General features: G+C 67.7%; 17 protein-coding genes. 9 read left to right on the top strand and 8 right to left on the bottom strand.

Features of this window, described 5'->3' with window-relative positions; all coding sequences use genetic code 11:
• Positions 1-7 precede the first annotated feature (7 nt).
• Genes iolB through H7A85_RS03200 form a run of 5 tightly spaced genes read left to right on the top strand, consistent with a single transcriptional unit; the run spans position 8 to position 4,997 of the window.
• A complete protein-coding gene (iolB, locus tag H7A85_RS03220) occupies positions 8-814 on the top strand; it encodes a 5-deoxy-glucuronate isomerase (RefSeq protein WP_182084420.1) in 807 nt (268 codons plus the stop codon).
• A 25-nt stretch (positions 815-839) separates the two neighbouring features.
• Positions 840-1,853, top strand: coding sequence for an inositol 2-dehydrogenase (gene iolG / locus H7A85_RS03215; protein WP_210270211.1), 1,014 nt, complete (start codon positions 840-842; stop codon positions 1,851-1,853).
• Positions 1,850-2,770, top strand: a complete 921-nt coding sequence (iolE, locus tag H7A85_RS03210) for a myo-inosose-2 dehydratase (RefSeq protein ID WP_182084419.1) — start codon at positions 1,850-1,852, stop codon at positions 2,768-2,770. Before iolG ends, iolE begins: the two co-directional genes overlap by 4 nt.
• A complete protein-coding gene (locus tag H7A85_RS03205; RefSeq protein ID WP_182084418.1) occupies positions 2,767-3,963 on the top strand; it encodes a Gfo/Idh/MocA family oxidoreductase in 1,197 nt (398 codons plus the stop codon). Before iolE ends, H7A85_RS03205 begins: the two co-directional genes overlap by 4 nt.
• Entirely contained in the window at positions 3,960-4,997 is a 1,038-nt protein-coding gene (locus H7A85_RS03200) for a Gfo/Idh/MocA family oxidoreductase (RefSeq protein WP_182084417.1), read from the top strand. Before H7A85_RS03205 ends, H7A85_RS03200 begins: the two co-directional genes overlap by 4 nt.
• 211 nt (positions 4,998-5,208) lie before the next feature.
• Here H7A85_RS03200 and H7A85_RS03195 read toward each other — a convergent pair whose 3' ends face one another.
• Positions 5,209-6,969, bottom strand: coding sequence for an ATP-binding protein (locus tag H7A85_RS03195; RefSeq protein WP_182084416.1), 1,761 nt, complete (start codon positions 6,967-6,969; stop codon positions 5,209-5,211).
• 3 nt (positions 6,970-6,972) lie between these two features.
• Positions 6,973-12,696 carry a DUF3320 domain-containing protein gene (locus tag H7A85_RS03190; RefSeq protein ID WP_182084415.1) on the bottom strand — a complete coding sequence of 1,908 codons (5,724 nt, stop codon included), beginning with the start codon at positions 12,694-12,696 and terminating at the stop codon, positions 6,973-6,975.
• Between the two features lie 244 nt (positions 12,697-12,940).
• Here H7A85_RS03190 and dcm point away from each other — a divergent pair, with 244 nt between their 5' ends.
• Together dcm and H7A85_RS21055 are read left to right on the top strand one after the other, a co-directional pair.
• Positions 12,941-14,950, top strand: a complete 2,010-nt coding sequence (gene dcm, locus H7A85_RS03185) for a DNA (cytosine-5-)-methyltransferase (protein WP_182084414.1) — start codon at positions 12,941-12,943, stop codon at positions 14,948-14,950.
• A 199-nt stretch (positions 14,951-15,149) separates the two neighbouring features.
• A complete protein-coding gene (locus H7A85_RS21055) occupies positions 15,150-15,410 on the top strand; it encodes a hypothetical protein (RefSeq protein ID WP_348519693.1) in 261 nt (86 codons plus the stop codon).
• An 803-nt stretch (positions 15,411-16,213) separates the two neighbouring features.
• Here the strand turns inward: H7A85_RS21055 and H7A85_RS03175 are convergent.
• Entirely contained in the window at positions 16,214-16,921 is a 708-nt protein-coding gene (locus tag H7A85_RS03175) for a hypothetical protein (protein ID WP_244630896.1), read from the bottom strand.
• Positions 16,906-17,292, bottom strand: a complete 387-nt coding sequence (locus H7A85_RS03170; protein ID WP_182084412.1) for a DUF2188 domain-containing protein — start codon at positions 17,290-17,292, stop codon at positions 16,906-16,908. Before H7A85_RS03170 ends, H7A85_RS03175 begins: the two co-directional genes overlap by 16 nt.
• Positions 17,293-18,213: 921 nt before the next feature.
• Between H7A85_RS03170 and H7A85_RS03165 the strand changes: the two genes are divergently transcribed.
• Together H7A85_RS03165 and H7A85_RS03160 are read left to right on the top strand one after the other, a co-directional pair.
• Positions 18,214-18,459, top strand: coding sequence for a hypothetical protein (locus H7A85_RS03165; RefSeq protein ID WP_182084411.1), 246 nt, complete (start codon positions 18,214-18,216; stop codon positions 18,457-18,459).
• 462 nt (positions 18,460-18,921) lie between these two features.
• On the top strand, positions 18,922-19,080 hold the full coding sequence (locus H7A85_RS03160) for a hypothetical protein (RefSeq protein WP_182084410.1): 159 nt from the start codon (positions 18,922-18,924) through the stop codon (positions 19,078-19,080).
• A gap of 4 nt (positions 19,081-19,084) precedes the next feature.
• Here the strand turns inward: H7A85_RS03160 and H7A85_RS03155 are convergent, their stop codons facing one another.
• The 4 genes from H7A85_RS03155 to H7A85_RS03140 all read right to left on the bottom strand — a co-directional run bounded on the left by H7A85_RS03155 (position 19,085) and on the right by H7A85_RS03140 (position 24,250).
• On the bottom strand, positions 19,085-20,329 hold the full coding sequence (locus H7A85_RS03155; RefSeq protein WP_182084409.1) for an ATP-binding protein: 1,245 nt from the start codon (positions 20,327-20,329) through the stop codon (positions 19,085-19,087).
• Positions 20,326-21,078 (bottom strand): response regulator transcription factor, encoded by a 753-nt coding sequence (locus H7A85_RS03150; protein ID WP_182084408.1) that lies wholly within the window; start codon positions 21,076-21,078, stop codon positions 20,326-20,328. The genes H7A85_RS03155 and H7A85_RS03150 overlap by 4 nt, the downstream gene beginning before the upstream one ends.
• Before the next feature lie 731 nt (positions 21,079-21,809).
• Positions 21,810-23,159, bottom strand: a complete 1,350-nt coding sequence (locus tag H7A85_RS03145) for an MFS transporter (RefSeq protein WP_182084407.1) — start codon at positions 23,157-23,159, stop codon at positions 21,810-21,812.
• Between the two features lie 419 nt (positions 23,160-23,578).
• On the bottom strand, positions 23,579-24,250 hold the full coding sequence (locus H7A85_RS03140) for a 4-carboxy-4-hydroxy-2-oxoadipate aldolase/oxaloacetate decarboxylase (RefSeq protein ID WP_182084406.1): 672 nt from the start codon (positions 24,248-24,250) through the stop codon (positions 23,579-23,581).

The following is a 24,250-nucleotide window of genomic DNA, read 5'->3' as shown; positions in this document are numbered from 1 at the left end:
TCAGGTCATGTCGCCACTGCTCCGCAAGCCCTTCGGCACCCACGGCAAGGTGCACGAGATCACCCCGCAATCGGCGGGCTGGCGCTATGTCGGCTTCTCGCTCTATCGCTTGCGGGCGGGCGAGCGGGCCGCCGAGCCGACCGGCGCCAGCGAGGTCATCCTAGTCATGGTCGAGGGCAAGGCCTCCATTACGGCAGCGGGCCGCGAATGGGGCACCCTCGGCGAGCGGATGGACGTCTTCGAGAAGACGCCGCCGCACTGCCTCTACGTTCCGAACGGAGAGGACTGGGAAGCGGTCGCCGAGACCGACTGCACGATCGCGGTCTGCTCGGCACCAGGGAAGAGTGGCTATGAGGCGCGGCGCATCGGGCCTGACGGCATCACGCTGACGGAGCGCGGCAAGGGCACCAACACGCGCCACATCAACAACATCGCGATGGAGAACGAGGATTTCTGCGACAGTCTCCTCGTCACCGAGGTGTTCACGCCCGCCGGCCATTGGTCGAGCTACCCTTCGCACCGCCACGACGAGGACGACTTCCCGCGCATCACCTACCTTGAGGAGACCTACTACCACCGCCTCAACCCGAGGGACGGGTTCGGCGTCCAGCGCGTCTACACCGACGACGGGCGGCTCGACGAGACGATGGCGGTCTCCGACGGCGACGTCGTGCTGGTGCCGCGCGGCCACCATCCCTGCGGCGCGCCCTACGGCTTCGAGATGTACTACCTCAACGTCATGGCGGGCCCCTTGCGCAAGTGGCGCTTCGTGCCCGATCCGGCGGTCGAGTGGATCATGAAGCGCGACGCCTGACCTTTCCAAGTGAAGGACTGACCACATGCCCATTCGTCTCGCCATCTTCGGTGCCGGTCGCATCGGGCAGGTCCATGCCCGCAATGCGGCGGCCCACCCTTCCGTCGAGGTGGCTTACCTCGTCGATCCCGTCGCATCGCCGGGCCGCGACACGCTCGCGACCGAGATCGGCGCGCGCGTCGTAGACGCCGACGCCGCCTTCGCCGACGATCGCATCGACGGGGTCGTGGTCGCCAGTTCGACCGACACCCATGCCGACCTCGTCGCCCGCGCGGCGGACGCCGGCAAGGCGGTGTTCTGCGAGAAGCCGATCAGCCTGGACTTCGCGAAGACCGAGGCTCTCGCCGAGCGTGTGCGCAATGCGGGCATTCCCTGCATGCTCGGCTTCCAGCGCCGCTACGACGCTTCGTTCCGGGCGGTGAGGGACCGCATCGCCAGCGGGGCCGCCGGGCGCCTCGAGCACTTGATGATGCAGTCGCGCGATCCCGCGCCCCCGCCGGCCTCCTATGTCCGCACTTCCGGCGGCATGTTCCGCGACACGGCAATCCACGACATGGACATGGCGCGTTTCCTGCTCGACGAGGAGATCGCCTCCGTCTATGCCGTCGGCTCCTGTCTCATCTCGAAGGAGATCGGTGCGGCTGGCGACATCGACACGCTTATGATCGTGCTGAAGACGCGGTCGGGGCGCCTGGCGCAGGTGACCAACTGCCGTCGCGGCCCGATGGGCTATGACCAGCGGTTGGAGGCGCTCTGTTCCGAAGAGGTGCTCTGGGTCGAGAACCGGCCCCAGACCACCATGCGTACTGCGCGGCCGGAAGGCGCATGGGCAGCGGCGCCAATGAACTACTTCATCGAGCGCTTCGCGCAGGCCTACCGCGACGAGATGAACGCCTTCGCCGAGATGGTCGAGACCGGCTCGCGCCCCCTGGCCGACCTTACCGACGGCCTGGAAGCGCAGCGGTTGGTGGAAGCCGCGATCGAGTCGCATCGAACCGGACTGCCGATCGAGTTCGCGCCGGACTGGAGGCCGCAATGAGCCTGTGGGACCTGTCCGTGCTGCCTGACGGCGTACGGCTCGGCGTCAACCCGTTGAGTTGGGCCAACGACGTCTTGGAGGATCTCGGCGCCGACATCCCGCTCGAGACTTGCCTCGCGGACGCGGCCGCCGTGGGCTACCGGGGGATCGAGCTCGGCCGGAAGTTCCCGCGGCAGCGGACCGTCCTCGTGCCGCTTCTCGAACGGCACGGCCTCGATCTCGTGTCCGGATGGCATTCGGGTCGATTGGCCGAGGGCGACGTCGACGCCGAGGTCGACGCGGTCGCAGCCCATGCCGAACTCTTGGCCTCGATGGGCTGCTCGGTGATGGTCTACGGCGAGACCGCCATGATGGCCTCGCTCGATGCGTCCATGTCGCAGCGGCTCGTCATGCCCGCGGCGAATGTGGCTGCCTACGGGCAGCGCCTCGGCGAGTTCGCGCGCCGCCTCCATGGCGACTACGGCCTTCGGCTTGCCTATCACCATCACCTGATGATGGTGGCCGAGACCTTCGACGAGACGCGGCGGCTCTTCGACGCGACGGCGCGCGATGTCGGCCTCCTGCTCGACACCGGCCATGCGACGGCCGGCGGCTTCGGCTATGCCGACCTGATCGACGGCTACGGCGATCGCATCGTCCACATCCATCTGAAGGACGTGCGGTCCGATCGGCTCGCCGACGTCCGGGCGCGGGACGCGAGCTTCAACGACGGCGTGCGCGCGGGCATGTTCACCGTGCCCGGAGACGGCGAGGTCGATTTCGCGCCGCTCGCCGATTTCGTCACGCGGTCGGGCTATAGCGGCTGGCTGGTGGTGGAGGCCGAGCAGGATCCCGCTCTCGCTCCGCCGCGCCCGGCCGTCGAGCGCGCCTTCACGCATGTTCTTCAGACCTTTGCCGCATCGAAAGGACGCTCATGAGCAAGCCGTTCCTAAACATCGGGCTGATCGGCTCCGGCTTCATGGGCCAAGCCCATGCCGATGCCTTCCATCGGACCGCGATGCTCTATCCCGACCTGCCGGCTAGGCCCCGCCTCCACCGGATCGCCGACGCGACGGACGAACTGGCGGCGGTGGCGGCCGAGCGGCTCGGGTTCGCAAACCATACCGGCGACTGGCGAACGCTCGTCGCGGACCCCGAGGTGGACGTCGTGGACATCACTTCGCCCAACCTCCTCCACCGGGAGATGGCATTGGCGGCGATAGACGCCGGCAAGCACGTCTTCTGCGAGAAGCCGCTGGCCGTGACCCTGGCCGAGGCCGAGGAGATGGCGGCGGCCGCGAAGGCGGCGGGCGTGAAGACCATGGTCGCCTTCAACAACGTCAAGACGCCGGCCGCCATGCTCGCCAAGGCGATGATCGAGCGCGGCGAGATCGGGACGCCGATCCGCTTTCGGGGCTGGTTCGACCAAGGCTTCTTCAACGATCCCGACCTGCCCTTCTCCTGGCGCTGCACCCGCCGGGAAGCGGGATCCGGGGCCCTCGGCGACCTCGGCAGTCACGTCGTGTCCGTCGCGCAGTATCTCATGGGCGACGTCGAGAGCACGATCGCGCAGGCCCAGACCTTCTTCCCGACCCGGCCCGTCGCCTCGGGCGGTATGGGCTACGGCGCCAAGGCCGGCGCCGAGGCCGAGCGTCGCACGGTCGAGAACGAGGACCAGATCCAGGCGCTGATCCGCTTTGCGAGCGGCGCCGGCGGGACGATCGAAGCCTCGCGCGTGTCGGCCGGAAAGGTGTTCGGCATCTACTGGGAGGTGTCGGGCACCGAGGGCACGATCCTGATGGACGGCGAGCGGTTCAACGAGCTCAAGGTCTCGCGTTTCACTGACCCGAAATCGGACCGCGGCTTCAAGACCGTGCTGGCCGGAAGCCAGGTGCCGCAGTTCAAGGGCTTCTTTGGCTTCGACTTCGGCGGCGGGGGCCTCGGCTACTTCGATGTGAAGGTCATCGAGGCGCACGACCTCGTCCAGGGCATCGCCGGCCAGGGCAACTGCTTCCCGGACTTCGAGTTCGGCCTCGAGAACGCGCGGATCCTCGACGCCATGGAGCGTTCCTTGGTGTCCCAGTCCTGGGAGAGCGTATCCGGCCCCGGCGAGCGGGGTCCCACGGCATGACCTTTCCCACCGTACTCCCCGTCTCCCGGGTTCCCGACCCGCGGACAGCGCCGCGCCTTCGCTGGGGGATTCTCGGGACGGGATGGATCGCCGAGCGCTTCATCGAGTCGGTCCGCGCGCACACGAACCAGGAGATCGCCGCCGTCGGATCGCGCGCCGCGCCGACCGCGAAGGCTTTCGCGTCCGCGTGGGACGTGCCGACCGCCCACGCGAGCTACGAGGCCCTCGTCGCCGACCGCTCGCTTGACGTCGTCTATGTCGCCACGCCCCACAACATGCATCTCGACCATGCGACGCTGGCCCTCGAGGCCGGCTGCAACGTGCTGGTGGAGAAGCCCATCGGCCTGTCGCTCGAGGAGGCCGAGCGTTTGGTTGGCTTGGCCCGCCAGAAGCGTGTCTTCTTCGCCGAGGCGCTGTGGACCTACTTCCTTCCGAAGTTCGACATCATCCAGCAGCTCCTGGATGCGGACGTCCTCGGCGAGATCAAGTCGGTGCACACCGAGTACGGCGAGCACTTCACGCGCGACCACCGCATTTTCGATCCCGCCCTCGCCGGCGGTCCGCTCCTCGACCTTGGCACCTACCCGGCCTCGTTCATCGCCAAGCTGATGGGGGTGCCGGAACGCGTCGTCGGAATGGCGCAGGACGATCCTTCCGGGGTCCACGGCCAGCTTGCGGTCGTTTTGGCCTCGAGGGCAGGCGCGCTCGCCACCATGGCCACCACCCTTTACGGCCTGACGCCGACGAACGCCGCGGTCGTCGGGACCGAAGCCACCTTGCGGTTCGGAACCGAGTTCAACCTGCCGGGGCCTTTCGAGTTGATCTCCGCTGACGGACGGCGTCGCCTGCTGCATGACGAACCTCCCGGTCGGCATATCGACGGACTTTGCTACGAGGCAGCGGAAGTCGCGCGTTGCATCGACGGGGGGCGGATCGAGACGGGCTACCGGTCGCTGAACGCCACGTTGGCCACCATGGCAACGATGGACATGATCAGGGATGCGACTGGGATCCAATTCTCCTCGCACACGTGACCGGACGTTCGTGCACGAACGCTTTCGCGGCGTCCTGCACGTGTCGTCGGTTTTGCTGAGACTTCATGGTCTCGTACGAGACAACGAGTAGCCCGATCGCCGCTCGGCGGCCGCGCCGTTTGGACCGCGGCTGAGGTACGGCAACCAGCCGCCCAATGCCGCCTCAAGCAAGTTACCTGACGTTGACGGTCACAAGCGACGCTGGACCGCGTCAGTCACGGACATCCCTGATGATCCATTCCAGTTCGTCGCGGGCCGCCGAGATCAAGCCGAGGTAGGACTGGATCTGGACGTCGGGGGCGACCTTGGTCGCATCGAGCGTCGCAAACAGCCCTTTGCCGAGCATCAGGATCCGGATACCCCCCGACGGAAGCAGTCGGCTGAGATCGTCACGATACGCCTCCGCCTGTGCGACGTCGGCGCGGTCGATGAAGTGGGAAGGCCGCTTGAACTCGATGAGGGTTCTGGTGCCATCCAAGGCCTGGGACAGGAGAAGGTCGGGCCTCTTGGTCTCCCGCGACGCTTCGGGCAATCCGCTGCCGAAGCGCCGCACGATGTCCCGCAAGGTCCGGTTCGACGACATGGTGGAGAAGCCGCGTCCCAGGACCCACAGGTTCGTCTCGATCGCCTTGTGGACGTCGGCCTCAAGCGTCTCCTTGCGCAAGGCCAACTCCTCCAATCCGTCGAGGAAGCGCAGGCGCACGGACGCCTGCCGGCCAATGGCCGAGAGTTCCAGGATCCCGAACTCGGCCAGCGAGTCCGCGAATTCGCCCACCTCGCCCTCGCTCGCGGCGTTGATCCGCTGGAGGACGTCCCAGTAGGCGTCGTGCTCGAGGGCGTCGAGGGCGACGTCGACGATGGCCTCGATGCGGTCGGTACCCTCCTCGTAGAAGCGCCGGAGAATGCGTTGGATCGCCTCGTGCGCGTACTTCCTCCTGAACTCGGGCAGGTGGGCGATGCGCTCCTTGATCCGCTTCGAAAGGCGCGCCTCTTGGAGGTTCATTTCTATGGCGTACGCGTCCTTCAGCGCCGCCTTGACCACCCGACGGACGAACTCGGCAATCTCCGCGTAGGCCTTGCTGCTCTCGATAAGCCCGCCCCAGTCCGCGGCGACGAAGTCGTCGTTGCCGTTGATCTCGATCTCGCCGAAAACGCGACGCGCCAGCTTGACCGGGATCTCCTCGTCCTCGTCGAGACCGAACATGGACGGCTCGCCGACGCTCTTCCCGTCGACACGGACGACGATGCCGGGACGCCCGTGCTTGCCCTTGCCGTCCGACACCGTGAAGCGGAGATCGACCGCCCCGGTCGACGGCAGTTCCCCCATCGTACGGGAGCTGGTCCCCGGTATGTCCTCGGTCGTCAGTACCTTCCCGTTGACGGTGACGGAGAAATCCTCCTGCCGCGCGTACTCGCGCACGAGGATCTCCCGCAGCTTGTCCGCGACCGGGAAGTTGAACCGGGGCTCGAGCGATGACAGGGTGACCGTGGTTCCGATCTCGCCCGGCTCAGCCGAGGTTTCCTCGAGCGGCAGGTCGACGGTCTCGAGATCCCGCTCGGTCTCGAGAAGGATTCGCTTGTCGATGACGACGCTGCTCCGCACGCCGTCAGCCACGGTGTCGATCCGCATCTCGCGGGCGAGCAGGAGCCCGGCGAACTTGCCGATGCCCTTCCGGCCCTTTACCTTGCGCTTGCGTCGGGGCGTCAGCGTTCCCGCCCTGACGCGTCGGTCGCCGGCGATCTTCAGGTACTCGTTGCGCAGGGCCGCCGCCGTCATGCCGACGCCGTCGTCCCGCACGATGACCGGATCCCCGCTCAGGGGTTCCGGCAGCGTAACCCAGACGTTGGGCGCGTCTGCGTCCCAGGCGTTGTCGACGAGCTCGCGCAGCGCAAGCTCGCTCGATCTGTAGCCCTCGCCCAGCAGGCGGGCGAGGCGCGTGTCGACCTGGAACCTTGCCTTGGCACCGCTCAAGGCTCAGGTCTCCGCGGTTTCATGTGCGGCGGCACCGGACGGGACGTCGCCGGCATTCGGGACGTCCCACGTCCCAGGGCCCGCGACCAGTCCGGAGCGGGCTTCCGTCGATCCCTCGGCGCCCTTCCTTTCCGACGCAGCGTCCGAGGCCGGGCCGGGCGACAAGCCCGCTACGAGCATCCCGTCCTTCCTCTCGAGAAGGCTCCTCCCGATCAGGTCGGAGATTACCGCGACAATGGTCGTCTTGAGCTGCGAGTTGCTCGAACGAAGTCCGACCATCCGCGACAGCATGCGGACGACCTCGTCGTCCGTCGCGCCGAGGTTCTCGACCACGATCGCGAGAACCCCGGCCTCGAGTTCCGAGGGGGGAAGCATCTCGACCTTGCGGAGGCCGCCGGACGAGGCGTTGCGGCGGTCACGGACCGTTACGCTCACGTCGGCGAGCGACAGGAAGTCCCCGTCCCGCACGATCCCGCGATGGGCGACGGCACGCTCGACGCCCTGCTCGACGGCGGCTTGGATCCGCGCGCCCGCGCGTTGAAGCCCGAACGCCTCGCGGACGCGAGCAACGACCTCGTCGACGTGGACCGGGGACTCGACCTGCACGACCTGCGTCACGAGGTCGGCCATGCGCCCGACGGGTGTTTCGTGCAGCTCGTACGGTCCCGGACGGGTCAGCGTCGCCTCGACATAGGCCGTCGCGGCCGTGCGGTCCTCGGGGACGGCGTCGCCGAGCCCGACCTCGGTCACCTCGCCGCGGTCGACGGTGACGATCTCGATCGGCACCGCGCGGTGGGCGGCAAGGCCGCGCTCCATCCGCTCGTCCAGTTCCGCCTTCGCCGCCTCGATCGCGGCGACCGTCCGCTCGAGCTGCTCCTCCGGCCGTTGGAACCAGTCGGTGCTCCAGATGCGGTGGATGATCCAGCCGTGGTCCTCGAGCACCGCCTGCCGCAGGCGGTCGCGGTCCCGGGCCGACCGCGACGAGTGGTACGACGCCCCGTCGCACTCGATGCCGATGAGGTAGCGTCCCGGCCGCTCGGGGTCGGACACGGCGAGGTCGATGAAGAACCCGGCGATGCCGACCTGCGGATGGACCTGATAGCCCTTCGCCTCGAGCGCGGTCGCAACCTGCTCCTCGAAGACACTGTCCATGTCGCGGCCGGTCGCCTGCGCGATCGAGAGCCGACCCGTCCGGGCATAGTGGAGGAACAGCTTGAAGGCGAGGATGCCCGCGCCCTTGCCACGCTCGAGGTCGATGTCCTCGTCGGTGATCGAGGCGTAGACCTCGCAGCGCCGCTTGGCGCGGGAGATGAGGACGTTCAGGCGCCGCTCGCCGCCCTGCGCCCCGAGGGGCCCGAACCGCATGGCCATGTACCCTTGCGCGTTCTTGGCGTAGCCGACCGAGATCATGATCACGTCGCGCTCGTCGCCCTGCACGTTCTCGAGGTTCTTGACGAAAAACGGCTCCGACGAATGGGCGTGGAAGAACTCCTCGGTGTCGGGGTTCAGGCGGCGGAGAAGCTCCACCTCGTCCTGGATCGCGCGCCGCTGGGACACCGAGAAGGTCGCGACGCCGAGCGACTGCTCGGGGTTCGTCTTGGCATGCCGGATAACAGCCTCGGCGACGACCCTCGCCTCGACCGCGTTCACGGACGTGCCGCCGGAGTCGAAGACACCGTCGGGCACGTGGTGGAAGCGCAGCCCCATCCCGGCCTCGGCCGTGTAGGGGCTCGGCACGATGAAGAGCTTGTTCTGATAGAACTGCGTGTTAGAAACCGCGATCAGCGACTGGTGGCGGCTGCGGTAGTGCCAGCGGAGCATGCGCTGGGGCAGGCCGCGGGCGGTGAACAGGCCGAGGATGCTCTCGATGTCCCCGACGCGCGCGCCGTCCTCGTCGTCGTCCTCGTCGCCGCCGCCGGTCATCTTCGAGAAGAACTTGGTCGGCGGGAGCTGGCGCTCGTCGCCGACCACGACGACCTGCTGGGCACGGGCGATGGCGCCCAGCGCGTCGACGGGTTGGATCTGCGAGGCTTCGTCCATGACGAGGAGGTCGAACGCGAGCTTGCCCGGCGTCAGGAACTGGGCGACCGAGAGAGGGCTCATCATCATGACGGGCTTCAGCGCCTGGACGGCGGGCCCCGCCCTTTGCATGAGCTGGCGGATCGGCATGTGGCGGCTGCGCTTCGCCATCTCGCCGCGCAGGATACCGACCGGGCCGACACCACCGTCGCGCGGCGGGATGCGGCGATGGTGGGCGCGCACGACCTCGAGGCTCGCCGCCTTGATGCGCTCGCGGTCGAGGTTGGCGAACTCGCGCACCTGCCGGCCGTGGAGGTTGCCGTCGAAGCGGCCGAGTTCGGGGTTGGCCCGGATCAGCTCGTCGAGGATCGCCTCGTGGTAGGCGATCTCAAACGAGGGAAGCGTCTCCGGCGTCGACAGGCGACCGTCCTCGAGGTGGTCGACGAACACGGACATGCCGTCCGTTCGCGCGCGGTCCGCCCGGTCGCGGTAGGAGACCCACTTCGAGAGCTGCTCGGTGTTGGCGAGCCAGGTTTCCATCCGTTCGCGGCAACGCGCGAGCGCGACGTCGCCGTAGCCGTCGACGCCAAACAGGCTCCGGGCGTCGGCCATGAGGAAGGAGGCGACCTCCGCCAGCGTGCCCTGCGCCGAATCGGATGCGGCGACGGCCCGGCCGGCCCGCTCGGCGACCGCGGCTCGGTTGGGGAGGCGCGCGGCGAGATGCCGGAGGTCGCCGTGCGTCCCGATCCATTTCACGGCCGCCGCCAGCGCGTCCCAGTCCGAATCCTTGCCGCGCCATGCGGGACCGAACGCCTCCCCACCGAGGTCTACGCGCTCGTCGAGCGACCGTGCGGCCGCCTGCCACGCCGCACCCCGTGCGACGAGACCGAGCCGTTCGGACACAGCGTCGGGGACGGTGCGCATGATCTCGCGGCAGAGGCCGTCGGCCCAGGCGAGATTGCGGACCCGGGCCTCGACGAGGTCGAGCGGCGCGCGGTCGACGGACACGGCGTTCTCGAACGCGGGGCCGGCCGTCGTGCCGAGATCCGTCCAGAGCGCCTCGAGCAGCGGCTTGGCGGCGTCGACGTGGCGAAGGACCAGCGCGGCGTGCTCGCCGACGACCTGCCGTTCGGCGAGCCGCCCGGCGATCAGGCGCGGCTCGGCGCCGAGGCCGCGCAACGTGCGCATCCATGCGACGAGGGCGAGGAGCGGCGCGGACGCCGAGCGGTCGCCGCGCCAGTCAGCGCCAAAGGCCGAGCGTCCGAAGGCGTCGTCGTCGCGCACCCGCTTGGCAGCGGCCTGCCCCTTCATCAGCGTGTCGAGAAGGTCGACGACTTCCTGCGTCGGCATGTCCGGGTTGCGCAGGATCGAGCGCACCAGCGCCTTCGCCTTGCGGTAGTCGCCGTTGAAAGACTTTAGGAACCCAGTGTTCGTCGCCAGCGCCTGGCGAGCGGCCGACACCTCGGTCGTCCACGCGACGTCGAGGACGCGGTCGCCCATGGCCGCGCGCGAGCGCTCGAGCGTCTCGACAGCCTCCGCGAGGTCGCCCGCTTGCTCGACGCCCTGGTCCCAGACGGTGGCTGCGAAGGCCTCGGGGCTTGCGTCGGGCGCGGCCGCGACGCGCTCGCCCGTCGTGACGAGGCGAGAGACGGCGGCGAGCGTGTCGACCGGGCCCGGGACGCCGAGTTCCGAGGCCAGCCGGTCGGCCTCGGCACGCAGGCGCGGAAGCAGGTCCGCGAGCTCTGCGGCCCGGTCGAACGCCGCCGCGGGGAAGTCGCGCGGCAGCCAGGCGAGCTGGGCCTCCAGTCCTTCAATGGAGATGCCGAGCGCCGAAGGGTGGACGGCGTCGCCCAGAGATTCACCCTGCCGCCGGAAGTCCGCACCCGCCGTCACGAGGTCGGCGATCGCCACGCGCCGGTCGTCCCAGGCTGCGGCCCCGAGCGCCTCGGGCGACAGTTCGGGCGCACGGGCCAGGATGTCCGCGCGCTCGCGCAAGGTGGCGGCCCCAGCGAACGTGTCGGGCTTCGGCTCCAGCTTAAGCGTTCCCGCCAGTTCCGCGTACTCGGCCTCCAGCCCGGCGACGGCCGACTGGAGCGCCTCGATGCGAGGGAGCAGCCGTTCGAGGGTCGTCGGCAGGACGAGGTCAAGCCCGACGCCGTGCCAGGGGTGACGGACGGGCAGCCCGATCTCGTCGACGCGCTGGGTCAACTCGACGAGGAGCCGCCGCCGCGCCGACAGGTCGTCGGGCGACCAGCGCGTCGCGCCATCGAGCGTCAGGTCGACCGGGCGCTGCCCTTCCTGTCTGAGCTTGGTCAACGCGCCGAACACCTGGTAGGGCGTCAGGCCGGACGCGGAGTGCGGCACGTGCATGCGTTCGGCGTGGAGGTTCAGGACGTTGCGCGCCTCGCGCAGCTTGCCCGCGAGGCTCGACGGGAACTCGCCGCGCGGGGAGCCGAGCTCCCACGTCCGGCGCAGCTCCTCGAGGAGGCCCCGCTTGTTGGCCTTGTTGCTGTGGAGCTCGAGGCAGGCGTCGCCGACCCCGGCGTTGTCGAGGCGGCGCTTCACGACCTCTAGCGCCGCCATCTTCTCGGCGACGAAGAGGACGGTCTTCCCGTCCGCGACGGCCGATGCGATGACGTTGGCGATGGTCTGCGACTTGCCCGTCCCGGGCGGCCCCTGGATGACGAGGTCGCGTCCGCGACGGACGTCGTGGACGGCGAGCGTCTGCGACCCGTCGCTGTCGACGATGTGGAGCATGTCGGCCGGGTCGATATGGCGGTCGATCCGCTCGTCCTCCGACAGCAAAGGCTCGCCCGTGTCGAATCCGTCTGACAGGAGCGACCGGATCGTGGACTGGTCGGTGATGCGCCCGTCGACGGGCCAGTTCTCGGGGTCGAGGTCCCGGTACATGAGGAACTTGGAGAACGAGAAGAAGCCAAGGACGATGTCGTCGGGCAGGACCGACCAGTCGTCCTTCGTGGAGACGGCCTCGGCGACCTCGCGGAAGTAGGCGTCGGGATCGAACTCGTCGCCGCCCTCGAAGGACGGAAGGCGGAGCTTGTGGACGCGGTCAAGGTACGCCTCGAGCGACAGGTTCGACGTCTGATCCTCGGGCCGCACCCGCAGGCGGAAGCGTTCGCCGGCCGCGCCGCGCTCGAGGCGCACGGGCACGAGGACGAGCGGGGCGTGCCGAACGTTCTCCTTGTTGTTCGGGTCGACCCAGCGGAGCATGCCGAGCGCAAGGAAGAGGACGTTCACGCCCTGCTCCTCCTCCAGCGTCCGGGCGTCGTGGTAGAGGTCGAGGAGCCGCTTCTGGAGGCCCTTGGGCGTCATCCGCGTCTGGAGCTTGGTGTCGAGGTGGCGCTTGGCGCGGCCCTGCTCGTCGAGCGCGTCGTCGACGTCCTCCGGCAGGGCGAGGTCGACGGCGGCAAAATCCTCCTCCTCCGTTTCGCTCCCCTCGCCGGACGCGCCGCGGTCGGGCCGGCCCGCCACGAAGGTGAACGCCTTCGCGTCCTTGGCCAGCAGTCGGTAGACCTCGGCGGACCGCTCGTCGACAACATCGATTGTCTTCGCCGCCTTCGACATGCGTGGGACGTTCAGAAGTCGGTTGCGGGCGGAGAGGTCGAGGAGCTCGGTGCGCGCCCGCTCCAGCTTCTCCTCGATCGGCAGGCTGCTTTGGTAGATTGAGGCAGTCTCGGCTTCGGACATCGAATCGCCTTGCGCAAGGGAAGGCCCCGACTAGACCGCATCGGATTCGCGGGCGCAATCTGGACGCGAGGCGACTGCACGCGTTTGTGGCGACCTGTCGGTGAGGCGCGAGCATCGTTCGGAGAGCTGGCGGGTGCCGAGGCTTTACGACACGACGATCGCTGCAATCCTAACGATCCGGTTCCCGGAACCTTGACGTCCCGCGACGCAGGATGGCGACGAGAGCCACGACGGGATTCGCCCCATGACCAAGCCCAGCACCGAACGCGTGCCGTCCGCTGACCGCATCAAGGCCGACCGCCTGCGGCAGATCCGGGGAGGCCTGCGTTCGATGGGCAAGCGGGGACTGGCCGACGTGTTCGCGGCCGGCGAAGCACTCGAGGAGGCGGCCGCCCTTTGCGACGGCACCTTCTCCGCCTGGGTGAAGTCCCAGTGCGGGATCGAGCCGAGGACCGCGCTCGGGTACCGGAAGACTTTTCTGGTCCTCGGATCACGGAAGGACTGGCTGACCAAGCGGAACGTCAGCCCGAGCGTCGCCGTGACCGTCGCTTGCGCCCCGGAGGCCGGGCGGGAGCGCGCCCTTGCTGCCATCGCGTCCGGTCGCGCCCTGTCGGTGGCGGAAGCCAAGTCCATCGTCCGCGGGGGCACCCAGACGTCGGCACCGCCGTCGGCGAGGGCGTCGCTGCGCCGCAGCATGCGCGTCCTGTCCGCTGCATTCGTGGAGGAAGTCGACCGCATCGCCAGGCTCGCCGCAGACCTCGATCCGACGGACGAGGCGCTGCTGGCCGAAGTCGCGGTGCGCGCCCGCGCGATCGCACCGGTCGTGAAGGCGCTCGCCCTCCGGCCGGTAGGCGGGGAGCCGCTCCAGCCGGATGCCCTTGCGCGCGCGGTCGCCGACCTAGCCGCCGCCGACGCCCGGGGCATTTACGAAACCGCACGGCGCCTCGCCAGGGTCGCCGCCGCAATGTCGCCGTCCGCCGAGGCGCCCGTCCCCGAGGCGACTCGCGCCTCCGTCCCAGCGTCGCCGATCCCAACCCCGGCCCCGACCATGCGGTCGCTCTCGTCCGCGTTCCGCCACGGCCTGACTGCGGTCGAGATCTGCGCTGGAGGCGGCGGCCAAGCGGCAGGTCTGTCGAAGGCAGGTTTCCGGCATGTTGCCCTCGTCGAGCGCAACCCCCACGCCTGCGCAACCTTGCGCGCCGCCTTTGGGCCGGACCACGTCGTCGAGGCGGACCTTGTCGGCTACGACCCGGGCGACCTCGGTCCGGTTGACCTGCTCGCGGGTGGCGTACCCTGCCAGCCATATTCCCAATCCGGCGAGCGGAAGGGCGCGGACGACGACCGCGACCTGTTCCCTGAGGCCCTGCGCCTCGTGGAGCGCCTCCGCCCCCGGGCCGTCATGCTCGAGAACGTCATGGGCGTCTTCGAACCGGACAACGACATGCACCGCTTCCGCATCCTCGCCCGTCTGGAGGAGCTTGGATACACCGCTGAATGGGGGAAGGTCGACGCCTCCCATTTCGGTGTCGCCCAGAAGCGCCGGCGGGCTGTCCTCGTGGCGTTCAAGGAGCCGAAGGCGATGGCGCGCTTCTCCTGGCCGACGCCGATCTTCAATCACGAGGTGACGCCCCGGACTGCGACCGACGCCCTCTTGACCCAGTTCACTGCCGCGGGATGGACGCCGACCGAGGAGTTCATGGTGGGCATGGACCGGGCGACTCCGACGATCACGGGAGGCAGCGACAAGAAGCAGGGCATCGACTTCGGGCAGCGCAAGTCCGCGCTCGTCTGGGGCCAGATGGGGTTCGTACAAACGAGGATCGGCGACGACCCGCCCGCGGCCGACCATGAGGGTCCCGTCGAGGCCACGAATGCGATGCTGGCGCGGCTCCAGGCCTTCCCCGTCGACTGGCCGTGGCACGGCGAGAAGAAGGACATCTTCCGGCAGATCGCCAATGCGTTCCCCGCACCCGTTGCCATGCACCTCGGATGCGCGATCGCGTCCGCGCTGACAAGCGAGACGTTCGACCCGATCCGGCAACACGTCCACGAGGCCATGCGCCGGAACCACGTGGCGGCGACCGGCCGGTCGCAGGAAGTAGCGACGCGACGCGACGCGGCCATCCAGCTGGCAAGCGCACCCAAGCGGATCCACCTGGATCTCGAGTCTCTCCGTGCAGCATCGGATCTGCCCCACGCAGTTTCGGCTGGACCCAACGCACGCCGAGCGGACTCCGCACCCCCCACAGGTTGACGTCTCGTCGAGAACCTCGTGCGCCTGTCGGCGGCCGACGCCAGGGACGTCTGCCAGCCTTCAAGCCGTCTGTTCACCCTGCCCTCTGGCAGTCAATTCCCGTCGTCCGCCGAAGTTGTCGAGCGCGAGGTTCTTGCGGTCGCCTCGCCGGAGGCGCGCTCGCATCCCCGAACTCCTCGACGGCATCGACGTCGTGGTCATGGCGGTCGGGCTCTTCGCGGTCGGCGAGACCATGTGTACGGCTGCCCGCCACCGCTTTAAGCCGGAGGATATCTACAAGATGCAGGAATCGCGCTGGAAGAGCTGCGAGGACCGGAGTCGCTCGAGGAAGCCTCGGCTCCGCGGCACTGCCATCGGCTTCCCATCGGCGAACCACCAGCTGGCGGATCCGAGTTCCAGAACCTCTTGTCGCACTCCACCGACTAGTGCCGTGAGCACGTGCTGGGCTTCGTCCGGATAGACCCGCCGGCGCGCGACCCTGCCCGCGGCAGAAGGGGATCGCCTGCCATTCGGGGCGCGAGGCCGAGTTCAGCGACGGCGTCGGGTACGACCTCGCCTACGCCAAGGCCATGAGGAGCGGCTTCGTCCATGTCATGTCCGGCCTGACGCCGACCGACGTCGACCCTCCACCTTAACAGCGGTTGCGGAGACATGGCGCCGGGGCGCGTGTGCTGCGACCGCTTCCAAATCGGCCCACTCAAGGGCTCCATGTTTCTCCCAGACCTCTTCCACGCTCATTCCCGCATCGAGGTCCGCGAAAACGTCGTCGAGCGTCACGATCGTCCCGCGGAACACCCAGCGGCCGCCACGGACGAGCCTGTTGGCGGTGACGAGGTCACCGAAGACAGGGTGTGAGGTTTGCATCGAGACGACCTTCCGAATTTCGGACCCGGCGAAACGTAGGCGATCTCCTTGTCCTCTTCATGTCGCGGAGGCTTCGTCGACCCGAGCGCCGTCAACCCTACCGTGAACCCCGTCTCATCGAAGCGCCCTAGTCGTTAACGGAAACGTGGCCGACCCCGGTTCGCAGGTCGTTTGACACTCGATGACCGAAGGACCGAGCGTGGGGACGGTCGCCCCGTGCCTTCTTCAGTTCAAGCTTGGTTCGGATCCGAGCGAGCTGACGTTATCCAGTAGGGGACGGCGTTCGGAAGTCGACGCGGCGGTCGGTAGTCGTCCAGGAACAGTAGTCGATTGCTTCCCGAGAGCGATGTCGTACTGTGCGTTGCCATTCTGCAATCGCTCCCCGCCGCGATGAGGGCGTCAAGCATGTGCAGCGGCTGGATCGCCCGCGATCGGCTCTGGAGGCTGTTTCAGGGAGATGACGTATTCGGAGACGATCTGGTTGAAGTCGGTAAATTTCAGCTCGCCGACGGTCATGTTCATGTCGTCGCACATGCCGGGCAGAAGAGCCTCGAACTGCTCGTACTCGCGCATGATCGCTTCCCCGCCGCCCGGGTGTTCGCCACCGGGAAGGTGGCGCAACCAAGCGGACAGCTCGGAGATCAGGGTCGCGATACGCGACCCATGCGCATGGATGTCTTGTCCCGCTATGTCTGAAATGAACCTTTGGAAGCGATACTGTTCAACGTCGAAGACGATGCAGCGCTTCTCCTGCTGTTCGGCGCCACCGAGGTGCCGTGCCCCGAGCCACAGACCCAGTTCGAGGGGCATGTTGAAGCGAGGCAACGGAGGGTTGCCATCGGCTGCCGTGCGCGAGATGTCGTGGACCGCGAAGCGGCACTCCCGAACGATCTTGATGATCTTGAAGAGACGATTCTCCGCCGCGTCGTCGGTCTCAAGCGCGCAGCGTGCACGGTAACCGGACCGCACGACCGTGTAGACGATGGCGTTGAAGATCGGCTTGTACGTGTCGTCGAAGGGACAGTTGATGAAGACGTCGAGGTCGTTCAGACCCACTGGCTTCTCCCGTCGCTGGCGCCGGACTGCGCGCTTCACGTCTTTCGCCATGTGCCCTTCTTCTGCCCGGGCGAGCGACGGACCCGCTTGACGATAGGCGCCTGTCCCGGCTCCAGTTCCCGGGCCCTTTCGATCCCTTCCTTCTGCGTGTCGACGATGGCGCTGGCGCGCTTGGCGTTCTTGCGCTTCACTTTGTAGCGACCGTCATCGGTCGGCTCCACGCGCACGGCGTCGGTCTGTCCCAGCGGCTTCGGCCGAGGACTGGAGCCGACTTCGTTCAACGCCTTTCGGATGGCACGGCGGACTTCCGCCTCCGTGAAGGTCTTCGACTTCGTCTTCGGTGCGACGACACGAACGCCGTCGTAGGTCTGGCCCACGGTGCGATAGGATCCAGCCGTCTTCCCCTTCGGAGTCTTCGCCATCAGAACGAACTCGCGATCACCGGCCTACAGCCAGTCAGTCAATCCAACGAACAGTACCAGTTCGCCCCTTAGTTGTCATAGGACAGCGATATGAATGACCCCGATTCCAACGTGATCGACTTAGTCGGATCCGCCCCCGGCGCCTGCGTGCCCAGAGTGCCGATCCCAGCCTGCCGTGAAGGATGACGGAAGTCCCGCGGTCGTAAACATGCCTGCAATTGTGCCCCCTTGGCGGGTGTCTTGCGGCGAGTCCTTGGCTTGGCTCGCAACTGAAGCAGTTGGGCTGAGCTATTGCTGGCTCCCTGGGGGATCGTCGCGACGTCGTGCCGCTTTTCGCTCTCGGCCGTCGTTCCAACTGGGTCGGCTGTCGACCGTCAGGAGATCAAGGACAGCGCCCTTATTGTCACTGCATCGATGCAGGGAGCATCGGCGGCGTGTCCTTCCCGCCATCGTCGCTGACACCGGGTTCACAGTCACTGTCATCGACGCGTTGCGGACCTGCCCTTTGCAGGTCTTTCCGTCAGACTGCAGTTGGCGACGAAGCGCTTCCGATGTGATGAGCGAAATTGTCTACGACGGTTTTCTGCCGAGCGCATAGAGACGAGCGGGTCGAAGCCGTCTTGTCACACCAGACGCAAGACGAGTGCCCAACGCCGCAGGCCGCCATCGACTCGCACCAGCACCTGTCTGATAACGTTGAACCGACATGGCAGCAGCCCACGATCGCGTCTGCCGCTGGCACGGCGGAACGCGCGGCTTTCGTGAACTCACGGTCAAAGGCAGCACGACGGCTCATCGGCGGCGGACGACATGTGGCCAGGACGCATCGGATACCAAACGTAACGTTTCGTCACGTCGGTGACGCCCTTCGGCCGCAGGCAGCGCCTACCCCTTGCCCCGATCAACGGGGACCCATGGGACATGGACCAGACCAAAACCTGCACGCCGACGTCGAAGCGCGAAGTCGCCTTCCGCTTCGTCGCCTGCACCGGGATCGCGCTTGCGCTCTACTACACACCAGAACTGAGATGGTCGGCGGATCAATCCGCTTCCTCGTCAGTCCAGGCCGACACGTTGCTCCGGATGCCTGCGCCGGAGCAAACCATCGACACATGCGCGGCACGTGACGAGCGGGGCCTTCTCGACGTTGCGTCCAAGGCAGAATGAGCCATGACCGTCATGCGCAGTTTCCTTCGCCGCCTTCTCGTCCAGGCCATCGTCTCCAGCACAGTCATGGCAGGGATTCAGGTCGCCGTACGCTTCGGCCCGGAGTTCCTCCCCTCGCAGCGAGTGATCGCCGAAGTTGGCCCTTCCGGCCCGTCCGGCACCCAGGAGGCTTTGAGTCGCCCCATCGCAACCACCGAACCACCTTCCTCGCGGTCCTTCGCATTGGATCGGACGGATGCCGACGTGAAGGCCGGTCGCTTTCCCGTCTGGCGGCAACGCGAAGCGCCAGTTCCCGTCCTCCCACCCGAGCGGCTCGCGTCCAAAGGGAAAAGCAATGGTCTCAGCGACGTCATGCTCTTCGACCGATGCCAGCCCGGCTGCGAGTCCCGCGATCCCTTGCTTGCGTTCAACAAGCCGCGGGCTGCGGTGCCTCCCGCACCTGTGCAACGGATGGCCGATCCCGTGATGGAGGTCACGGCGCCGATCGTCAACGGCCCGTCCGAGATCGAAGACGACGACAGCGCCCCTTCGCAGGCGGGCTTCGTTTCGATCGCTACACGCGGCGGCCTGTCCATGGCCCGACGCATCGTCGGTACGGCCGGCAACGTCGTCGGCTGGTAGGTCCTCACGCGGTGGAGGCTGGTAGCCGAACCTCCTGGCGCAGGCCGCCGGCAGTCCGGTTGGACAGTGCTATCCGCCCGCCCTGCCGTTCAACGATCTCCTTGGCGATCGCAAGCCCGAGTCCAGCGCCGCCCGTCTTCTTCTGCCGTGCCTGGTCGACGCTGAAGAAGGGCTCGAAGACGCGGTCCATGAGACGGGCGGGGATTCCGGGACCGTCGTCCTCGACCACGATCGCAACCATGCCCTCTTCCGCCTCCACCGCAACCCGTGCACCGCCGCCGTGCCGGGCGGCGTTCTCCACGACATTGCGCAACGCCCGCTTGAGGGCGAGCGGTTGCGCCTCGACGAAGAAATCGATCGGGTCGACGGTCACGGCTGGAAGGCCGATGTCTTCCAGCTCGCCGACGATCGTCTCGATCATCTCGCGCAACGCCACCCGCTCGAAGGCGGAGGGGTCCGTCTCCTCACGTACGAGGCGGATGGCGCTGTCTGCGATAGCGTCGAGTTCGGCAAGGTCGCGCAGCCAAGCTATCCGGTCGCTTTCGGGAAGGAACTCGGCACGCAGCCGAAGCCGCGTCATCGGCGTGCGCAGGTCGTGCCCGGCTGCCGCAATGACGCGTATCCGCCCTTCATAGGCGGCGGATACGCGTGCAGATAGGGCGTTGAACGAGCGGGCGATGGAACGCTCCTCTGGCGTCCCACGATCGTCGATGGGCGCCAGCGTGCCGTCGGCGCGCACGCTGGCGATGATCCGCTCCATCAACCTCACGGGACGCAGGATGCGCGCGGCGATCGGGACGGCGATCGCCGTCGCTCCGAGTATCACGAGCAGGCCGTAGCTCAGGAGGGGCAACAGCGGCGAGGGCGGCGCGCTCGGCAGGCTCAGGCGGGCCCATTCGGTTTCCGTCACCGGGAAGGCGACCTGCCGTGTCCGCCCGCCCGACGCCTCAACAAGTAAGGTCAGCGTGCTTCCCGCTGCTCGGAGGGCGTCGATCAATTCTTGGGTGTAGTCGGCGTCGATCGCGGCAGCCGAGGGCCGCGCCGCGACGATGAGGCCGGCCGCCCGTGCACGCTGGACCGAACCGTCGACGAGCCAGTTGACGGCTCGGACATGCTCGGCGGCGCTTCTGGCCCGCGCGCCGTCGTCGGGTCCGTCCATGACAAGGAGGGTCGCTCCGGCAGCCAGAACCACAACTGCGACGATCGCGACGACGAGAAGGCCGATCAGGCGGGTGCGCAGCGACATCATGGGGTGCGGGTGTCCCGGACGACGCGCGCGGTAAGCTGGTAGCCACCATTGCGCACGGTCTTGAACAGCTTGAAGACGCCGTTGTCGCCGAACTTGCGACGCAAGCGACTCATCGCGACGTCCACCGTGCGATCCAGGGGATCGTTGGGCGCTCGACCGTAGAGATGCTCCGCCAAGGCATCGCGCGACAGGAGGCGTCCGGGTCGGTCGAGGAAGATGCACAGGAGGTCGAACTCGCTTCCCGTGAGCGGCACCTCCCGCCCCTCCGGATCGTGAACCGAGCGCGAAACGGGGTCGGCGACGTAGCCTTCGAAACGATACGATGTTTCGGTAGGCTCCCGATCGACGGGCGACGCCTCGACGACAGGCGCGTCCTGTACGTCCTGCCTGCCCTGCCGGCGCAGCACCGCTCTGATCCGAGCGACCAGTTCGCGGGGGTTGAAGGGCTTGCCGAGATAGTCGTCGGCCCCGAGTTCCAGGCCGATGATCCGGTCGACGTCCTCCTTCAGGGCCGTCAGCAGGATCACTGGCAGGGATGGCCTCTCGTTGCGCAACCGGCGGCATACGTCGAGACCAGACCCGTCGGGCATCATCACGTCGAGCACCACGAGATCGATGCCCCCGCCCGCTGCGGCCCGCTCGCATTCGCGTGCACCGGAAGCCAGCATGACGTCGAAACCTTGCCCCTCGAGATAGCGCCCAAGGAGCTCGCGGATGTCCGCGTCATCGTCAACAACGAGTATGCGCATACCATCGTCTGCCGTCTGATCGTGTCGCGAGATGGACGAGGAGCCGCCTCATGTGTCTGCATAGCAAATGCGCTGGCAGGTTTTCCAAGTCCGCTTAACCACTGCCTGCCGTGGCAACTCCCCAGCCGGACATCGCTCGTTGGTGTTGATGGTCATCGGGCAGGCGGACGTTGGGGACCTGCGCGCCTGCCATCGACCTGGGATGTGCCGAAATCCCGGTCGTACCATGCTGTTCGAGGTCGACCGCAGGGTAGCGCCGAAACGCTCCGGCAGGTGTTGGTCGACGATTGGTCGATGCGGTTCCCGCAGCGTCTGGGAGGCTGGTTCTGGAAGCGCAGACCAAAAGCGGTTGATCCACGTCTTCGTAGACGGGCGGGAACCGGAATCGATCCTCACCGAAGGCATCGAAGCAGTCGCGACTGCGGCGGAGCGGCGCCCCGTCTGCACGAGGGCTGACGTAGCAGCCTACAACGCTACGCCTGACGATTTGAGCCTGGCGATCGAGCGGATTCATCGAACGGGACGTCGCGGCGGGACGCATTGCCATCCCGCTCGACTTACCTTGGAGGCGGCGGGGTCCTTGTATTTCGTCTCCCATGGACACTTGAATAGCCGGCGTGGCGGAGCAGCCCGCCCTGCCCCGGAGTCGACCGGGCCGCCGACCGCCGACACAAGAAGGGGCCCCTTCGAAAACGAGACCCCATGCAGACCAACGTCGAGGTCAGCGGCGACTAGACGCGATGTAGTTCCGTCACCGATCCGTCTCTCGCGCGCTGCATGTTGCCGACCAAGATGGCGACCGCGCTGATCACGGCGGGGACGGCGAGCACGCAGAAGATCGTCCGGAAGTCCCAGCCGAAGCTGAGGAGCACGCCGCCGATCGAGGATCCGAGGATGCTGCCGAGGCGGCCGACGCCGAGCATCCAGCTCACGCCGGTCGCGCGGGCGAAGGTCGGGTAGCAGCCAGGCGCGAAGGCGTTGAGGCCCGTCTGTCCGCCGCTCATGCAGAAGCCGACGACCGCGACGACCGCCGCAAGCCAGAGGGACTCGATGCCGCCGACGCCAAGCAGGATGAGGGAGATCCCACCCAGGAGGTAGGCGGTGGCGATGGAGCGGGCAGCGCCGAAGCGGTCCATGGCCAAGCCCACCACGATGGCGCCGACAGTGCCGCCGAGCTGGAACATCGCAGTGACGTTGGCCGCCCTGTCGATCGACATGTTGGCGTCCTTCATCATGGTCGGAAGCCAGCTCGTAGACAGGTAGATGACCAGGAGTCCCATGAAGTAGCAGACCCAGAGCGAGAACGTGCGGACCCGGAAGGCGGGCGAGAACAGGACGGCTACGGGCTGCTTGGCCGCAACCGGCTCCTCGTGGAGGGTGAAGGCGCGCACGCCCGAAAGGTCGGCGCCGCTGACGCGGGACAGGACCCTGCGTATGCGGTCGACGGAGTGGCCGCGCACAACCATGAAGCGCGCCGATTCCGGCAGGAGGAAGAACAGGACGGCGCAGAGCGCGAGCGGGATGACGGCGCCGAAGTGGAGCACCGATTGCCAGCCGTAGCGCGGGAGCATGTAGGCGGCGACGAAGCCGATGATGGCCGAGCCGAAGTTGAAGCCCGTGAACATCGTGGCGAGCAGGAACGAGCGCGAGCGCTGCGGCACGTATTCCGACAGGAGCGTCGTCGTGTTCGGCATCGCGGCGCCGAGGCCGAGCCCCGTCAGGAAGCGTAGGAGCGCCATCTGGGTCGTGGTCTGGGCGTAGGAGGTCAGGAAAGTCAGGACGCCGAAGGCAAGGACCGAGGCGAGAAGAACCTTGCGGCGCCCGAACCAGTCGGACGAGGAGCCCGCCACGATTGCGCCGACCGCGAGGCCGATCGGCGCCGCACCCATGACGAAGCCGAATTCGGGCCGCGAGATCCCCCAGCCCTCGATGATCGCGGGGGCGAGGAAGCCCATCACCGCGACGTCCATGCCGTCGCAGAGAACGATCGCGAAGCAGAGGATGGCCAGCAACCACTGCTGGCGGGACATCTTGCGTTCGTCGATGAACGACCGGATCTCGATCGCGTCGGTGGCCTGCATGTCGTTTCCTCCCGGGAGCCATGGTTGCGTCCGGGCGGACATCGGAAGAGTTCTCCGTCGTCCGCCGCCTTGGGAGACCACCCTCCCCGGGCGTTTTTCCTCCCTGGTCCCGGGTGGCACCCTAGGCGGCTCAGCGCGTCATCCCATTCCAAAATCACGTGCGCGTGATAAGTTCTTGCTATGGAAGCGCCGGGCGCGACATCGACTGGCCGCCGACAGGTCCAGACGCGTGCCACAGCGGTGCTCGAAGCGGATCCGGCGACCGCGACACCTCGGATGTCGAGCTCGCCGGCCACGTCGAAAGCAGCTTCGATCGCTGCTGTCCGGTAGCTCCGCGCGTGGCGCCACATGATCTGGACGCCAGTCCAGAATTGGACTGCCGAGCCGTATCGGGAAAGGCGTGTTCCACCCCGTCCGCGTCAGACGTAGCGCAGGCCCTTGGCCTCCAGTTCCGGCCGCATGCCGTAGATGTCGAGACCGAGTTCGCCGGCGGCGAGCCGGGTGCGCTTGGCCTTCTCGGCGGCGAGCCGCTTCTCGGCGGCCGCGAGCACCTCGGATGCCTCGGCGCGCTTGACGACGCAGACGCCGTCGTCGTCCGCGACGATGACGTCCCCCGCCTCGATCGCCGCGCCCGCGCAGACGACCGGCACGTTCACCGAGCCGACCGTCGCCTTCACCGTCCCCTGCGCCGACACCGCCTTCGACCAGACGGGGAAGCCCATGGCGGTCAGGTCGCGCACGTCGCGGACCCCGGCGTCGATGACGAGGCCGCGGCAACCGCGCGCCACGGCGGACGTGGCGAGGAGGTCGCCGAAGTAGCCGTTGTCGCAAGGGCTCGTCGGGGCGAGCACGAGGATGTCGCCCGGCTTCACCTGCTCGATCGCGACATGCAGCATCCAGTTGTCGCCCGGAGGGGCAGAGATGGTGACGGCCGACCCCGCGACCTGCGCGCCGGTGTAGATCGGCCGCATGTGGCTCGCCAGCATGCCGCGACGCCCCTGCGCCTCGTGCACGGTGGCGACGCCCGCCTTCGCGAGGCCGTCGATCACGGCCTGCTCGGCGCGGATGACGTTCTGGACGACGATGCCCAT

This window comes from Aureimonas sp. ME7 (genome assembly GCF_903970965.1).
Classification (GTDB): Bacteria; Pseudomonadota; Alphaproteobacteria; order Rhizobiales; family Rhizobiaceae; genus Aureimonas.
The sequence above is the reverse complement of the archived record's forward strand: the minus strand, read 5'-3'. Positions and strand labels throughout refer to the sequence as shown.

Excerpts from the sequence above, each read along its gene's own strand:
- iolB (WP_182084420.1), top strand. The coding sequence starts at position 8 with ATGTCGCCACTGCTCCGCAAGCCCTTCGGCACCCACGGCAAGGTGCAC.
- iolG (WP_210270211.1), top strand. The coding sequence starts at position 840 with ATGCCCATTCGTCTCGCCATCTTCGGTGCCGGTCGCATCGGGCAGGTC.
- iolE (WP_182084419.1), top strand. The coding sequence starts at position 1,850 with ATGAGCCTGTGGGACCTGTCCGTGCTGCCTGACGGCGTACGGCTCGGC.
- H7A85_RS03205 (WP_182084418.1), top strand. The coding sequence starts at position 2,767 with ATGAGCAAGCCGTTCCTAAACATCGGGCTGATCGGCTCCGGCTTCATG.
- H7A85_RS03200 (WP_182084417.1), top strand. The coding sequence starts at position 3,960 with ATGACCTTTCCCACCGTACTCCCCGTCTCCCGGGTTCCCGACCCGCGG.
- H7A85_RS03190 (WP_182084415.1), bottom strand. The coding sequence starts at position 12,696 with ATGTCCGAAGCCGAGACTGCCTCAATCTACCAAAGCAGCCTGCCGATC.
- dcm (WP_182084414.1), top strand. The coding sequence starts at position 12,941 with ATGACCAAGCCCAGCACCGAACGCGTGCCGTCCGCTGACCGCATCAAG.
- H7A85_RS21055 (WP_348519693.1), top strand. The coding sequence starts at position 15,150 with ATGGCGGTCGGGCTCTTCGCGGTCGGCGAGACCATGTGTACGGCTGCC.
- H7A85_RS03175 (WP_244630896.1), bottom strand. The coding sequence starts at position 16,921 with ATGGCGAAAGACGTGAAGCGCGCAGTCCGGCGCCAGCGACGGGAGAAG.
- H7A85_RS03170 (WP_182084412.1), bottom strand. The coding sequence starts at position 17,292 with ATGGCGAAGACTCCGAAGGGGAAGACGGCTGGATCCTATCGCACCGTG.
- H7A85_RS03165 (WP_182084411.1), top strand. The coding sequence starts at position 18,214 with ATGGACCAGACCAAAACCTGCACGCCGACGTCGAAGCGCGAAGTCGCC.
- H7A85_RS03155 (WP_182084409.1), bottom strand. The coding sequence starts at position 20,329 with ATGATGTCGCTGCGCACCCGCCTGATCGGCCTTCTCGTCGTCGCGATC.
- H7A85_RS03150 (WP_182084408.1), bottom strand. The coding sequence starts at position 21,078 with ATGCGCATACTCGTTGTTGACGATGACGCGGACATCCGCGAGCTCCTT.
- H7A85_RS03145 (WP_182084407.1), bottom strand. The coding sequence starts at position 23,159 with ATGCAGGCCACCGACGCGATCGAGATCCGGTCGTTCATCGACGAACGC.
- H7A85_RS03140 (WP_182084406.1), bottom strand. The coding sequence starts at position 24,250 with ATGGGCATCGTCGTCCAGAACGTCATCCGCGCCGAGCAGGCCGTGATC.